Source organism: Microbacterium tumbae, from assembly GCF_054780175.1.
Genome location: NZ_BAAGWV010000001.1, coordinates 78,914 through 92,369, shown reverse-complemented (window position 1 = coordinate 92,369; position 13,456 = coordinate 78,914). Strand labels below are relative to the sequence as shown.

Here is a 13,456-nt window from a genome sequence, read left to right as displayed (position 1 = left end):
TTCCGTTGGTTGAGTGGGGCTGGGGTCGCTTTCCCCTCCTGTTGGTTGAGTGGGGTCGGGGGTGGCTTCCCCTTCCGTTGGTTGGGTGGGGCCGAGGCGACTTCCCCTTCCGTTCGTTGAGCGAGGCCGCCGGAGGCGACCGAGTCGAAACGCGCTCTCGGCGTGCTCCGTTTCGACTCGCCTCCGGCTCGCTCAACGAGCGGGTGGGGTGTGGCTCGCTCAACGAGCGGGTGGGGGCTGGCTTGCTCAACGAGCGGGTGGGGCCGGCTTGCTCAACAAGCGGGGGAAGGGGCTCTGCCGGGCGTGCCCCGCCCGGCAGAAGGGAGAGTCCGTAGAGTGACACCATGAGCGATGTCCGCCCGGCACCCGGCGCAGAGATGATCATGCAATGGCGCAAGTGGGACGGATCGCCGCACTGGCGCCACGAGTGCGTGTACCTCGGCGCGGACGAATGGGGCGACTGGATCGGTCAGCCGGGGGGCTGGTTCAGCGCGCGTCCCGGCGCGGAGTTCCACGCCGAAGGGGCGAACGTCACCCTGATCCCCGCCGTCGAGCACATCGGCCGCCGCAGCAAGGTGTCGCTGATCCCGGCTGCCGGCGACCATGCCGCCACCGTCTTCCGTGACCATCCGGAGGGCATGCGGATCTACATCGACCTCGCCTGGGACGTACGCTGGAGCGGTCCGCTTCTCGTCACCGGCATCGACATGGACCTCGACGTGGTCCGTGTGGAGGGAGAACGCGGCACCTGGGTCGACGACCGCGACGAATGGGCGGAGCACAGCGCCCGCTTCGGCTATCCGTCCGAGGTGATGACCCGCCTCGAGGCGCTCGCCCTCGACCTGGAGACCCGCGTGCGCGACCAGGTCGCGCCCTACGACGCCACTGCCGACGTCTGGCTCGACCGTCTGGAGGCGCTCGGTCTCGACCGCTGAGCAGAAGCGGCCCTTGTCCGTTCTGCAGGACCGCCCGACCGTTATGCAGGACGATCCGGCTGAGACCGGACTGATCCGGCCCGAAAGCCGGACCTGAAGGCCGCCGATCCTGCAGAATGCGATAACGGTCCTGCGGAATAGACACATCGACCGAACGCATGCCTCGACCACGGAGCAGGGTGTCTGCAAAGGTGGAGGTCATGCGCGCCCGTCTTCGCAGCACTCTGCTCGCCGCCCTCGCGCTCGCGGGCCTCGGTCTCACTGCCTGCGACCCGTACCTCCCCACGGGGGAGGCGTCGTCCCCGCCGGTCGAGACCCCGGCGCCGTCCTTCGACCTCGCCGACCTGCTCGCCGTCGACGTCCCCTCGCTGTGCGGACACCCCGCCGGAAAGCTCGTCGACGGCGTCCTCCCCGGCATCGCCGAGTTCGCGGGCGCCGCCGGCCTGCACGGAGCCCTCCTCGAGGACCTGCACGAGGGAGCCGAGACGAGCGACTTCGCGGTCGTCGGAGCGGATGTCGATGGGCTGCCCTTCCTCGCCGCGGTCATGTCCTGCGATCAGGGCGGCGTCGCCTGGCCGAACGTGGTCGTCGTCTACGACGCCGAGCTCCGGCCCGTCGCCGAGTTCCACCCCGATGAGCTCACCGGGGGAGACCGGGAGCAGGTCGCCGGGCTCTCCGCGACGGACGCCGGCTTCCAGGCGCGGTGGACGGCGACGAACGAGTACGACGCGGCGTGCTGCGCGCAGCTGTCCGTCCAGGCCGACATCACCGTCTCGGTGGTGGACGCCGCCGTCACCGCCGCGGAACCCGTCATCCTGCGCGGGGAGGAGCAGGTGCGCGCAGTCGCCGAGGCGGCGCTGACCGGCACGACGGTCGAGGGGATCGAGGTCGAGGAGGGGCTGTACGAGGGCATCCTCGGCATCCAGGAGAAGGGCGGCGTCTACGATCTCGACGGGATCGTCTGCAGGGACACCGGCTCATCGACGGTCGGCACCCTCGTCTGCGGGATCCCCGTCGAGTGGGACGGCGAGGACCTCGCCTTCGTCGTCCATCCCGCCCTCAGCGGTGTCTGGAACGACTACGCCCTGCCCCAGTTCGACCGTGAGCTGTGGTGAATCCACCCGGAAGGCGCCCAGGATGCGTCGGGCCCGCCCGCCTAGACTGGACGCGTGACTGAGCCCAACCGCGCCGATCTCGGCAAGGATCCCGCGCGCGTGAGCGGCATGTTCGACCAGGTCGCGGCAGGCTACGACCGCACCAATCTGGTCATGACGTTCGGCAACGACGCGTTCTGGCGCCGCGCGGCTACCCGCGCGGTCGCGCCGAAGGCGGGGGAGCGCATCCTCGACCTCGCCGCGGGCACCGCTTCGTCCTCCGCATCCCTCGCGGGAAGCGGTGCAGACGTCGTCGCCGCCGACTTCTCGCCCGGGATGCTGGCGGAAGGACGCCGCAGGCACGGCCACCTGCCGAACCTGTCGTTCGTCGAGGCCGACGCCACGGACCTGCCCTTCGCCGATGACGAGTTCGACGCCGTGACGATGTCGTACGGTCTGCGCAACGTGCAGGATCCGAAGAAGGCGCTGAGGGAGCTGCTGCGCGTCACCAGGCCCGGCGGGCGGCTGCTCATCAACGAGTTCTCCACGCCGCAGAACCCGGCGTTCCGCGGTCTGTACCGCTTCTACAACGCCCAGGTCCTGCCGCGGATCGCACGCATCGCCGGCACGAACGGAGAGGCGTACGACTACCTCAACGAGTCGATCCGGGACTGGCCGGACCAGAGGGCGCTCGCCGGATGGATCCGCGAGGCCGGCTGGACGAACGTCGCACATCGGGACCTCAGCCTCGGCATCGTCGCACTGCACCGCGCGACCAAGCCTGCGGACGCGCCGGGCGCCTAGCCGGTTACGGGTAGGCTGGCAGACGTGACTTCGAGCCCCGCAGCCCCGGGTTCGCGCCTGGCGAGCCGACTCGGCTTCAGCGACCGCGTCTTCATCGGCCCCGCCGCCCGTCGCATCGCCCGGGAGATCGAAGAGGGACTCGAGCTCGTCGAGGAGGGGCTCGCGGTCGATCTGCGGGTCGCGGACTCCGTGGCCGACGCCGCCAGCCGCTATCTCCTGGAGGCGGGGGGCAAGCGGGTCCGCCCGGTCCTGACGCTGCTCACCGCGCAGCTCGGCGACGGCAACATCCCCGCCGTCATCGACATCGCGAAGGCGCTCGAGATGACGCATCTCGGCTCGCTGTACCACGACGATGTGATGGACGACGCCGATCGCCGTCGGGGCGTCCCGGCCGCGCATGCGGTGTGGGGCAACAGCGTCGCGATCCTGACCGGCGACATCCTGTTCTCCCGGGCCAGCCAGCTCATGGCCAAGCACGGGGACCGCGCCATGAAGCTGCAGGCCGACACCTTCGAGCGACTGGTGCTCGGGCAGCTGCACGAGACGGTCGGCGCTCAGCCCGATGACGATCCGATCGAGTTCTACCTCCAGGTCCTCGCCGACAAGACCGGGTCCCTGATCGCCGCGGCGACCCAGGCCGGAGCGGTGTTCTCGCACGCGCCGGCCGACTACGAGGAGCCGCTGCGCGTCTACGGCGAGAAGGTCGGGGTCGCCTTCCAGCTCATCGACGACGTCATCGACCTGTCCGCTAAGCCGGAGGACACCGGCAAGGTGCCCGGCACGGATCTGCGCGCGGGCGTCCCGACCATGCCCTATCTCCTCCTGAAGGCGCGGGTGGATGCCGATGCGGTCGATCTCGCCGCCCGCATCGATGACGGCGTCGCCCGCATCGCCGACGGAGCCGACCCCGCCCTCCTGGACGCCGCGCTCGACGAGCTGCGCGATCACGCCGTCACGCAGGAGACCCTGGAACTCGCCCGCACCTGGACCCGCGACGCCATCGCCCTGCTCGCGGCCCTGCCGAAGGGCACCGTGCGCGAGGCGCTCACCCGCTTCGCCGAAACCCTCGCCGACCGCAGCAGCTGATCGCCCCAGCACTCGCGGCAGGCGCCGAAAGGAACCACCATGACCAAGCTCAGGCTGGCCATCGTCGGAGCAGGACCGGCGGGCATCTACGCCGCCGACATCCTGCTCAAGACCGAGCGCGCCTTCGACGTGTCGATCGACCTCTTCGAGCAGTTGCCTGCACCTTACGGTCTCGTCCGCTACGGCGTCGCGCCCGATCACCCTCGCATCAAGGGCGTCATCAACGCACTGCGCGACGTGCTCGACCGCGGGGACATCCGGATCTTCGGCAACGTCCGCTTCGGTGAGGACATCACGCTCGACGATCTCAAGAAGCACTACAACGCGGTCATCTTCGCCACCGGGGCCATCCGCGACACGACCCTCGACGTCCCCGGCATCGACGCGGAGGGCTCCTTCGGCGCGGCGGACTTCGTCAGCTGGTTCGACGGGCACCCCGACTTCCCCCGTGAGTGGTCGCTGGATGCCGAGTCCGTGGCCGTGCTCGGCAACGGCAACGTGGCGCTCGACGTCGCCCGCATCCTGGCCAAGCACGCCGAGGACCTGCTGCCCACCGAGATCCCCGCGAACGTGCACGAGGGCCTCGAGGCCTCGAGGATCACCGATGTGCACGTGTTCGGCCGCCGGGGACCGGCGCAGGTCAAGTTCACCCCGCTGGAGCTGCGTGAGCTCGGCGAGCTGCGCGACGTCGACATGGTCGTCTACGACGAGGACTTCGACTACGACGACGCCTCCAAGGACGCCATCGCGAGCAACAAGCAGGTCAAGGTCATCGATCGCATCCTGCAGGAGTGGCGCACGCGCCCCGGCGTGAACAACGCCGGCGGTGAGGCGTCGCGACGCCTGCACCTGCACTTCTGGGCGAAGCCCGTCGAGGTCAGGAAGGATGCATCCGGCCGCGCGACGGCATTCGTCTACGAGCGCACGCAGCCCGACGGCGAGGGCGGCGTCGTGGGCACGGGAGAGATCCGCGAGGTGCCGATCGGCCAGCTCTACCGGGCGATCGGGTACTTCGGCTCGCCGCTGAAGGACGTCCCCTTCGACAAGAAGCACGGTGTGATCCCGAATCATGAGGGGCAGGTGCTCGCGAAGGACTCCAACGAGCGCGTGCCCGGCGTGTACGCCACCGGGTGGATCAAGCGCGGTCCGGTGGGACTCATCGGCCACACCAAGTCCGACGCCATGGAGACGATCCAGCACCTCGTCAACGACCAGGGGTCGTGGTGGCGGCCCGAGGATCCCTCGGAAGAGGCCATCCCGGCGCTGCTCGCCTCCCGCGGCGTGGCGTGGACCGATCTCGACGGCTGGCACCGTCTCGACGAGCACGAGGTCGGCCTCGGCGAGCCGCACGGCCGCGCCCGCATCAAGGTCGTTCCGAGGGATGAGATGGTGCGCATCTCCCGGGGGGAGTGAACCCCGCCGGATAGGGTGGCGGCATGACCAGCTGGACCCCCGACGTCCTCGGCGACGAGTTCGAGCAGCTGACGCTGCCGCTGGGGTCGGATGCCGAGGGCGAGGTCGTCGCGACCCTGGTCCGCGCGCTACCGGCGCCGCTGCCCTGGTGGCGGTTCGGGCTGATGCCCGCGGATGGGCTCCGGGACGTCGATGTGCTGTACGTGCACGGCTGGTCGGACTACTTCTTCCAGAAGCGGCTGGCCCGTTTCTGGACGTCGCGCGGAGCGCGTTTCTTCGCACTCGATCTCCGCAAGTACGGGCGGAGCCTCCGCGACGGTCAGACCCCCGGCTACATCACCGACCTCGCGACCTACGACGAGGACATCGCCGCGGCCCTGGAGGCCATGGCGCAGGCGCCCGGTCGCCGGCTCGTGCTGCTCGGCCATTCCACCGGAGGACTCGTCCTGAGTCTGTGGGCCTCGCGCAATCCCGGTCGAGCGGATGCCGTCGTCCTCAACTCGCCATGGCTGGAGTTCCAGCTCGGACCGATGCGGCAGGCGATCGCGCCCGTCGTGGAGTTCGGCGCCCGCTTCCGGCCCCTGGATGCAGCGCCGCAGGTGGACCTCGGCTTCTACACCCGTGCGCAGGCGGAGGTCGCCGATGCGGACGATCCCGTCGAGGTGAACCTGGCGTGGCGTCCTGAGCACGCGATGGCCGTGCACGCCGGCTGGCTGCATGCGATCCTCCTCGGGCATGCGCAGGTCGCAGCCGGCCTCGCGATCGAGGCGCCGGTGTGCGTCCTGCTCTCCGCCCGGTCTGCGGCGCCGACGCGGTGGTCGGACGAGCTGACCTCCGCCGACAGCGTGCTGGTCGTCGACGACATCGCGGCGAGAGCGATGAAACTCGGATCCTCCGTCACGGTGGAGCGCATCGACAGCGCCCTGCACGACGTGTTCCTCTCGCGACGCGAGGCCAGAGAGGACGCCTATGCGCGACTCGCCCGGTGGGTGGACGGCTGGGACGCCGTCACACGCCGCCGTGGATCGCGCGGCTGATCCGCTCCACCGCTTCGGCGTCGCGCGAGCGCATCGCTTCCCGGAGCTCGGCGTACAGGGACAGCGCGCGATCGCGATCGTCATCGTCGTGCGGCAGACCCTGAAGATTGCGCGCGAGAGCGAGGCTCGCCTCGGTCATCAGCGCATGCTGCAAGGCGTTGCCGCTGAGCTCGGACAGCCGGTCGAAGAGGCGCTGGCGGGCGAGGGATGCGCCCTTGAGATCGTCGACGCCGTCGACGATCTCGTCGATCAGCCGATCGATCTCGGCGTGCTCCGCATCGGTCATCCGGGCGCAGGCCAGCCGGGCGACGAATCCCGACTGGAGCGCGGCGAACTCGCGCGAGTCCGCGACGACGGCGTCGGTCACCTCGGTGACCTCGGTGTAGCGACTGGGGTACATCGTGACGAGCCCGATCCGCTCCAGCCGCTGGAGCGCCTCACGGATGGGCATGCGGGACACGTGCAGCTGCAGGGCTATCTCGGCATCCCGGATGCGTTCGCGAGGTCCGAGCTCGCCGTTCACGATCGCCGTGCCCAGATGCCGGAAGACCTCTTCAGCCAGCAGCTGCTTGGTCTTCCCGATGCTCCGTGATTCCCCCGTCATGGACCTGCCCCCAAGTACCTTGATCCCGAGTCGCCTCGGTGCTCCCCGGAGAGCCACTACATCACGAACATCATGCGGATGCCAAACCGGATCCGTGAGTCGTGGCCGGCGGGCGTGGGAGCACCGGCCGGCCACCGACGGCGTCGGACGCACACGGGGTGACGTCCCTCTTCCGATCCCCATCGGAACCGGCCCCCGACCCCAGCGGAGGAGACGTCGTCCGATCCAGTCTCGATGATCGCCAACGATATTCCGGTATGCGATCGAAGCCTCGGTCGGCTCAGGGGGCGAGCCGGTCCATGCGGGGGCGGATCGTGTCCGGAACGGAACGCGCGTCGACGCGACAGCCGATGCGATCTGCGGGCGCGCCGGTCGTCTCCGTGCGGCGCGCCGATCGGGCAGACTGGGCGGATGCGTCAGGTGGTGGCATGGGGCGAGAGGAACCAGGTCGTGCTCTACACGATCGCGGTCCTCGCGGGTGCCACGGGCGGTATGCTCGCGCCCGCGGCGGCCGGACCGCTCGCGACGGCCGTCACTCCCGTGCTCGGCCTGCTGCTGTTCGCGACCTTCCTCGGCGTCCCCTTCGACCGGTTCGCCTCCGCGCTGCGCGACGGGCGCTTCCTCGCGGCGGTCCTGTCGGTGAACTTCGTCCTCGTGCCACTCATCGTGTTCATGCTCAGCCGTCTCGTGGTCGGTGACGATGCGCTGCTGCTGGGCGTGCTCCTGGTCCTGCTCGCACCGTGCGTCGACTACGTCATCGTGTTCGCCGGGCTGGCGGGCGGCGCGAAGGAGAGGCTGCTGGCGTCGACGCCGATCCTGATGGCGCTGCAGATCGTTCTCCTGCCCGTGTTCCTCTGGCTGATCGTCGGTCCGGATGCCGCTCTCGCTTTCGATGCGCGCCCGTTCCTCGAGGCCTTCCTCCTGCTCATCGTGGCGCCGCTGGCGCTCGCCGTCATCATGCAGCTCCTGGCGGCGCGGCACCGCGTCGCTCGCGGGGTGAGGACCGTGGCGACGATGTCGATGGTGCCGCTGATGATGCTGACGCTCGCCGTCGTCATCGCCTCTCAGGTGTTCATGGTCAGCGGATCGCTTCCGTCGCTGTGGGCGGTGGTCCCGGTCTTCGTCGCCTTCGTGGCGCTGCTCGCACCGCTCGGAGCGCTGATCGGCCGTGCGTTCCGGCTCGACGAGCCGGGGCAGCGCGCGGTGCTCTTCAGCGGCGCGACCCGGAACTCGCTGGTCGTCCTGCCGCTCGCCCTCGCCCTGCCGCCCTCGTTCGCGCTCACGCCGCTCGTCGTCGTGACCCAGACCCTGGTCGAGCTGGTAGCGATGGTGGTGCTCGTCGCGGTCGTGCCGCGGATCGGCCCGGGGCAGCGCCGGAGACGGGGGACCGACGGCCGCTGATGCGGGGGACTCGGCTCGCGGCCGCCGGTGAGCGGAGCATCTCTATGGGGGATTCCCCGCTCCGTGCCGAGGAGCCCATGCCCTCCGCCTCCGACCCCGTCACGGGGTTGCCCTCGCCGATGGCTTGGGATATCAGCACGGGCACAGGCCGGTACCAGCATCGCGGCCCGATGCACAACTCCCGACGATCCGCCGCCGCGGACACCTGCGCTTTGTCCTCGGGGGGGCGGTCCTCTGCTGGAAAGGGCAGCGAGGACCAGGGCCTGCCGTCCGCGGGCGGGGAGGCATCCGCGATGCGGTGGGCACGTTTCCCGTGGGAACGGTGGGCGGGCTCTGCCAGCATGACGGGGTGCAGTATCTGACCCTGGAGATCCCGGTGCACATCTGGCAGCGGGTGGACGGGCGCGTGGACGACTCCATGGCTCTGGACGTGGTGGACGCGATCATGGAGTCTGTGATCGCCGGATCCTGCCTCCGCGACGCGGGATGGCGAGCTTCGGCGGCGTTCACGGGAGAGCGGGACGAGTTCAGCTGGCCGCCACCGGATGAGCCCTTGCCGATCACCCTGCGCCGTGCCCATTGGAGCTGGACTCGACTGCAGCTGGAGCGCTGGGAGCCCTATGAGACGGACGGCGTCGTGGCTCGGGCCCGCGCGTTCATCGAGGATGCGGTCGGGGTCGCGCAGCCCGGCGTCTCTGGAACGTGACCCCCGTCATCCTCCGGTCGTGCACGATATCCGTCTCGAGGAGGATGTACGCGCTGTTCGGGGCCGTAACGTGGTCATGGTCACCGCGAGTCGGGTCGCGGTTCTGGGGGACGGCGTTCGGGAGAACCACCCCGGTGAGGCCCACGGTTCGGGTCCGTGGGCCTCACGCTTCCCCTCTCTCCAGCCGCGACAGCGCCACCGACATCCGACGATGGAGATCTCTCGGTCGGCGCGAGCCGTGGACGGGCGAGGGCGGCGCCGTATCGGTGGCGTCAGCCGTCGAACAGGTCCGCATACGACGCGATCCGCAGCCCGACGCGCTCTGCCGAGGCGCGAAGCTCTGGGTCGTCGGTGACGAGCGCGTCGGCTTGGAGAGTCGCGACAGCGAGGTACTCCGCGGGGCGTGGATCGTCGGCGTCGAGCTGTGAGGCGATCCTCCACGCCGTGGAGCGGGAGACACGGTCGCCGAGCAGACGGATCTTCAGCATCGCGACGAGGTGGAGGAGGGCGCGGGCCTCGGTGTTTTCGCGCTTCCCCTCCCGTGTCTCACGATAGAGGAGGGCGAGAACGTCGGTACGGAGCGCGGACGGTCCGACGAGCGTGTGCCCGCGATCAGGCGTGTGCCCGTGAGCGACGAGTCGCAATACGGTGGGTGCGTCGACGGCGAAGCGCGTCATGAAGCCCATTCTCGCAGCCGCTCGGCCCGAGACATCGGGGGCGTCTCAGGGAGCGGTCTCGGTCGTGACCACTGGTCGTCGACGACCAGGAACAGCTCGGTGGATCGACGTCGCGGGAGATGCGGGATTCCGCAGCGCCTACCGGTAGTTGACGAACTGCAGGTCGATGTCGAGGTCGCTGCCCTTGAGCAGCGCGATGACCGTCTGGAGGTCGTCACGGCTCTTGGACTGCACACGCAGCTCGTCGCCCTGGATCTGGCTCTTCACGCCCTTCGGGCCCTCGTCGCGGATGATCTTGCCGATCTTCTTCGCGTTCTCGGAGGAGATGCCGTCCTTGAGGCTGGAGACGATGCGATACTCCTTGCCGCTGGCGAAGGGCTCGCCGGAATCCAGGCTCTTCAGGGAGATGCCGCGCTTGATGAGCTTCGACTGGAAGACGTCGAGGACGGCCTTCGCACGTTCCTCGGAGTTCGCCTTGATGAGGATCTGCTCCCCGCTCCAGGCGATCGAAGCGTCCGTGCCCTTGAAGTCGTAGCGCTGCTCGACCTCCTTGCGGGCCTGGTTCAGGGCGTTCTCCGCCTCCTGGTGGTCGACCTTGGAGACGATGTCGAAGGAGCTGTCAGCCATACAGGCAGTGTACCGAGACTGTCCGTCGGCCGAGACTTTGGAAACGCTTTCATGGATGATCGCCTCCACCTCGAACCATTACAGCTTGATATCGGGCGTGTCTCTCGTTGCGAAAACCAAGGACGTCCATGCATACTGTAAGCGCTTGCAGTTCTGTAGGCCACCCGCACCAGAGAGGCACACACCAATGAAGGTGAACAAGAGGGGCATCGTCGCCGCCGGCGTGATCGCCATGTTTTCCGCGCTGACGCTCGCCGGCTGCTCCACCGCGACGGACGAGGGCGACTCGCCGTCCGACGGCGAGGGCACGAGCACCCTGACCGTCTGGGTTGACGCGGAGCGGGTCGACGCGCTGCAGGGTGCGGCCGACTCCTACGAGGAGAAGACCGGGGTGAAGGTCGAGCTCGTCGGCAAGTCCGTCGACGACATGAAGGACGACTTCATCCAGCAGGTCCCGACGGGCAAGGGCCCCGACATCGTGATGGGCGCGCACGACTGGCTCGGAGAGCTCTCCACCAACGGCGTCGTCGCCCCCCTCGAGCTCGGCGACTCCGCCGAGGACTACCTCCCGGTCGCACTCCAGGCGGCGACCTACGACGGCACCGTCTACATGCTCCCCTACGCGGTCGAGAACATCGCGGTGCTGCGCAACGCCGACCTCGTCCCCGAGGCCGCGACCAGCTGGGACGACATGCTCTCCCAGGGCACGTTCGTCGTCGAGCAGGGCGCCGAGGGCAACCCCTACCACCTGTACCCGTTCCAGACGGCATTCGACGCTCCCGTGTTCGGCACCGACGACACGGGCAGCTACGACGCGAGCGATCTGCAGCTCGGCAGCGATGGCGGCTTCGCCTTCGCCGACTGGCTCGGTGAGCAGGGCGCCGCGGGCAACTTCAACACCGACATCGACGGTGAGATCGCGAAGCAGCAGTTCCTCGACGGCACTGCGGCCTTCTGGCTGACCGGCCCGTGGAACGTCGGCGCCGCGGTGGACGCCGGCATCGACGTCGCCATCGACCCGATCCCGAGCCCCACGGACCGGGCCGCCTCGCCGTTCGCCGGCGTCAAGGGCTTCTTCGTCAGCTCCGAGTCGGAGAACAAGGTCGCCGCGAACGACTTCCTCGTGAACTACATCGGCACCGAAGAGGTCCAGCTCTCCCTGTTCGAGGCCGGCAACGTGCTGCCCGCCCTGACCGCAGCGGCCGACACCGCGGCATCCGACCCGATCATCGCCGGCTTCCAGGCCGTCGGTGCCGACGCCGTCCCGATGCCCGCCATCCCCGCGATGGGCTCGGTCTGGCAGTTCTGGGGCGTCGCCGAGGCCGCCATCATCAACGGCGAGGACCCGCAGGCGACGTGGCAGAAGCTCGTCGACGACGTCACCGCGGCGATCCAGTAACGACAAGCTCGAACCTGCCGGGGCGGATGCGACGCGTCCGCCCCGGCAGAATCACGACGGGGTAGAGATGACCGATATCGCAGAGCCCACGGCTCCTCCGACGAAAAGACAGCGCCAGGCGGCGAGGATCGCCGAGGCCGCATCCGGCAACGTCGGCTGGCTGCTGCTGAAGATCGTCCTGCTGGCGATCGTCGACGCGGTCGCGCTGTACGCCGCGTTCGTCCTCCTCACGCACCAGGAGTGGCTGGTCCTCGGCCTCGTGACGGTCGTCACGGTCCTCGTCAACTACATCTACTTCTCGCGCAAGCGGATCCCGGCCAAGTATCTGACGCCGGGCATCATCTTCCTCGTCGTGTTCCAGGTGTTCACGCTGCTGTACACCGGGTACATCGGCTTCACGAACTACGGCACCGGGCACAACGGCAGCAAGGACCAGGCGATCTCCGCGCTCCTCGCCTCCGCGCAGGAGCGCGTCGACGACTCGCCGACCTACCCGGTCACCGTCGTGGAGCAGCTCGGAGCGCTCGGACTGCTCGTCACGGATCCGGACACGGGGGAGACGTCGGTCGGTACGAATGAACAGCCGCTCCAGGACGTCGACGCGACGATCGAGGACGGCAAGGCCGTCGCCGTGGACGGCTGGACCACGCTGACCTTCGCCCAGGTACTCTCGCGTTCCGGGGAGATCGAAGACCTCTCCGTGGCCTACAGCGACGACCCGAACGACGGCAGCATCCGCACGCCGGACGGGCAGAACGGCTACCTCTACGTCTCCACGCTCGAGTACGACGAGGCGTCGGACGCGATCGTCGACACCGAGACCGGCGCGGTCTACTCCGACATCGGCACCGGGGCGTTCACCGCCGAGGACGGCACGGAACTGCTGCCCGGATGGCAGATCACGGTCGGGTTCGACAACTTCGTGCGGGCCGTCACGGACGCCTCGATCCGCGGACCGCTCATCTCCGTCACGATCTGGACCTTCGTGTTCGCCCTCATCTCGGTGGCCTCGACGTTCTTCCTCGGCCTCCTGCTCGCGCTCGTGTTCAACAACACGAAGATGCGCTTCCGCAACGGCTACCGGATCATCCTGATCCTGCCTTACGCGTTCCCCGCCTTCCTGTCCGCCCTCGTCTGGGCCGGCATGATGAACGAGAGCTTCGGCTTCATCAACCAGGTGATCTTCGGCGGAGCCGAGATCCCGTGGCTCACCGACCCGACGCTCGCCAAGATCTCGATCCTCATCGTGAACCTCTGGCTGGGCTTCCCCTACATGTTCCTCGTCTGCATGGGCGCGCTGCAGGGCATCCCCGAGGACGTCAACGAGGCGGCGGTGATGGACGGCGCGAACGCCTGGCAGATCTTCCGCCGCATCAAGCTGCCGCTGCTGCTCGTGACCGTCGCGCCGCTGCTGATCTCGTCGTTCGCGTTCAACTTCAACAACTTCAACCTCATCTACATGCTCACCGGAGGCGGGCCGCGCTTCGGCGACGTCTCGATCCCCGTCGGCCACACCGACATCCTCATCTCGATGGTCTACAAGGTGGCGTTCACCGGCCAGAACCGCGACTACGGTCTCGCGTCCGCCTTCACCATCCTGATCTTCCTCGTGGTGGCGACGATCTCGATCGTCAGCTTCCGCAAGACCAAGGCGCTCGAGGAGCTGAACTGAC

Annotated in this window: 13 protein-coding genes; 10 read left to right on the top strand and 3 right to left on the bottom strand. The window is 68.8% G+C overall.

Translation table 11 applies throughout. The features are described 5' to 3' along the window. The first annotated feature begins 344 nt into the window (after positions 1 to 344). The 6 genes from ACYVGQ_RS00475 to ACYVGQ_RS00450 all read left to right on the top strand — a co-directional run bounded on the left by ACYVGQ_RS00475 (position 345) and on the right by ACYVGQ_RS00450 (position 6,369). Complete coding sequence (locus tag ACYVGQ_RS00475) at positions 345 to 935, top strand: DUF402 domain-containing protein (protein WP_460782517.1); 591 nt, start codon at positions 345 to 347, stop codon at positions 933 to 935. 200 nt (positions 936 to 1,135) lie between these two features. After that, the gene (locus ACYVGQ_RS00470) at positions 1,136 to 2,050 is read left to right on the top strand and encodes a hypothetical protein (RefSeq protein ID WP_460782516.1); all 915 of its coding nucleotides are present in this window, start codon (positions 1,136 to 1,138) and stop codon (positions 2,048 to 2,050) included. A 108-nt stretch (positions 2,051 to 2,158) separates the two neighbouring features. Then, positions 2,159 to 2,833, top strand: a complete 675-nt coding sequence (locus tag ACYVGQ_RS00465; protein WP_460783903.1) for a class I SAM-dependent methyltransferase — start codon at positions 2,159 to 2,161, stop codon at positions 2,831 to 2,833. 24 nt (positions 2,834 to 2,857) lie between these two features. After that, positions 2,858 to 3,919: a polyprenyl synthetase family protein gene (locus ACYVGQ_RS00460; RefSeq protein ID WP_460782515.1), complete on the top strand. Its 1,062-nt coding sequence runs from the start codon at positions 2,858 to 2,860 to the stop codon at positions 3,917 to 3,919. Positions 3,920 to 3,958: 39 nt separating this feature from the next. Beyond that, positions 3,959 to 5,332: an FAD-dependent oxidoreductase gene (locus tag ACYVGQ_RS00455; RefSeq protein ID WP_460782514.1), complete on the top strand. Its 1,374-nt coding sequence runs from the start codon at positions 3,959 to 3,961 to the stop codon at positions 5,330 to 5,332. 23 nt (positions 5,333 to 5,355) lie between these two features. Further along, positions 5,356 to 6,369, top strand: coding sequence for an alpha/beta hydrolase (locus ACYVGQ_RS00450; protein ID WP_460782513.1), 1,014 nt, complete (start codon positions 5,356 to 5,358; stop codon positions 6,367 to 6,369). Here ACYVGQ_RS00450 and ACYVGQ_RS00445 read toward each other — a convergent pair. Beyond that, on the bottom strand, positions 6,341 to 6,973 hold the full coding sequence (locus ACYVGQ_RS00445; protein ID WP_460782512.1) for a GntR family transcriptional regulator: 633 nt from the start codon (positions 6,971 to 6,973) through the stop codon (positions 6,341 to 6,343). The genes ACYVGQ_RS00450 and ACYVGQ_RS00445 overlap by 29 nt on opposite strands. Positions 6,974 to 7,384: 411 nt before the next feature. Between ACYVGQ_RS00445 and ACYVGQ_RS00440 the strand changes: the two genes are divergently transcribed. Together ACYVGQ_RS00440 and ACYVGQ_RS00435 are read left to right on the top strand one after the other, a co-directional pair. Then, positions 7,385 to 8,374, top strand: coding sequence for a bile acid:sodium symporter (locus ACYVGQ_RS00440; RefSeq protein ID WP_460782511.1), 990 nt, complete (start codon positions 7,385 to 7,387; stop codon positions 8,372 to 8,374). A gap of 349 nt (positions 8,375 to 8,723) precedes the next feature. Next, positions 8,724 to 9,080 carry a hypothetical protein gene (locus ACYVGQ_RS00435; protein WP_460782510.1) on the top strand — a complete coding sequence of 119 codons (357 nt, stop codon included), beginning with the start codon at positions 8,724 to 8,726 and terminating at the stop codon, positions 9,078 to 9,080. Between the two features lie 272 nt (positions 9,081 to 9,352). On the opposite strand, the gene ACYVGQ_RS00430 is transcribed toward ACYVGQ_RS00435, so the two are convergent. Beyond that, on the bottom strand, positions 9,353 to 9,757 hold the full coding sequence (locus ACYVGQ_RS00430) for a hypothetical protein (RefSeq protein WP_460782509.1): 405 nt from the start codon (positions 9,755 to 9,757) through the stop codon (positions 9,353 to 9,355). 138 nt (positions 9,758 to 9,895) lie between these two features. Beyond that, the gene (locus tag ACYVGQ_RS00425) at positions 9,896 to 10,384 is read right to left on the bottom strand and encodes a YajQ family cyclic di-GMP-binding protein (protein WP_460782508.1); all 489 of its coding nucleotides are present in this window, start codon (positions 10,382 to 10,384) and stop codon (positions 9,896 to 9,898) included. Between the two features lie 187 nt (positions 10,385 to 10,571). Here ACYVGQ_RS00425 and ACYVGQ_RS00420 point away from each other — a divergent pair, with 187 nt between their 5' ends. Together ACYVGQ_RS00420 and ACYVGQ_RS00415 are read left to right on the top strand one after the other, a co-directional pair. Next, the gene (locus ACYVGQ_RS00420; protein WP_460782507.1) at positions 10,572 to 11,783 is read left to right on the top strand and encodes a sugar ABC transporter substrate-binding protein; all 1,212 of its coding nucleotides are present in this window, start codon (positions 10,572 to 10,574) and stop codon (positions 11,781 to 11,783) included. 67 nt (positions 11,784 to 11,850) lie between these two features. Beyond that, on the top strand, positions 11,851 to 13,455 hold the full coding sequence (locus tag ACYVGQ_RS00415) for an ABC transporter permease subunit (protein WP_460782506.1): 1,605 nt from the start codon (positions 11,851 to 11,853) through the stop codon (positions 13,453 to 13,455). The last annotated feature ends 1 nt before the right edge of the window (position 13,456 follow it).

What these genes read in the sequence shown, in the direction of transcription:
- ACYVGQ_RS00440 (WP_460782511.1), top strand. Translation starts at nt 7,385, where the DNA reads ATGCGTCAGGTGGTGGCATGGGGCGAGAGGAACCAGGTCGTGCTCTAC.
- ACYVGQ_RS00470 (WP_460782516.1), top strand. Translation starts at nt 1,136, where the DNA reads ATGCGCGCCCGTCTTCGCAGCACTCTGCTCGCCGCCCTCGCGCTCGCG.
- ACYVGQ_RS00465 (WP_460783903.1), top strand. Translation starts at nt 2,159, where the DNA reads ATGTTCGACCAGGTCGCGGCAGGCTACGACCGCACCAATCTGGTCATG.
- ACYVGQ_RS00450 (WP_460782513.1), top strand. Translation starts at nt 5,356, where the DNA reads ATGACCAGCTGGACCCCCGACGTCCTCGGCGACGAGTTCGAGCAGCTG.
- ACYVGQ_RS00445 (WP_460782512.1), bottom strand. Translation starts at nt 6,973, where the DNA reads ATGACGGGGGAATCACGGAGCATCGGGAAGACCAAGCAGCTGCTGGCT.
- ACYVGQ_RS00425 (WP_460782508.1), bottom strand. Translation starts at nt 10,384, where the DNA reads ATGGCTGACAGCTCCTTCGACATCGTCTCCAAGGTCGACCACCAGGAG.
- ACYVGQ_RS00455 (WP_460782514.1), top strand. Translation starts at nt 3,959, where the DNA reads ATGACCAAGCTCAGGCTGGCCATCGTCGGAGCAGGACCGGCGGGCATC.
- ACYVGQ_RS00415 (WP_460782506.1), top strand. Translation starts at nt 11,851, where the DNA reads ATGACCGATATCGCAGAGCCCACGGCTCCTCCGACGAAAAGACAGCGC.
- ACYVGQ_RS00430 (WP_460782509.1), bottom strand. Translation starts at nt 9,757, where the DNA reads ATGACGCGCTTCGCCGTCGACGCACCCACCGTATTGCGACTCGTCGCT.
- ACYVGQ_RS00475 (WP_460782517.1), top strand. Translation starts at nt 345, where the DNA reads ATGAGCGATGTCCGCCCGGCACCCGGCGCAGAGATGATCATGCAATGG.
- ACYVGQ_RS00420 (WP_460782507.1), top strand. Translation starts at nt 10,572, where the DNA reads ATGAAGGTGAACAAGAGGGGCATCGTCGCCGCCGGCGTGATCGCCATG.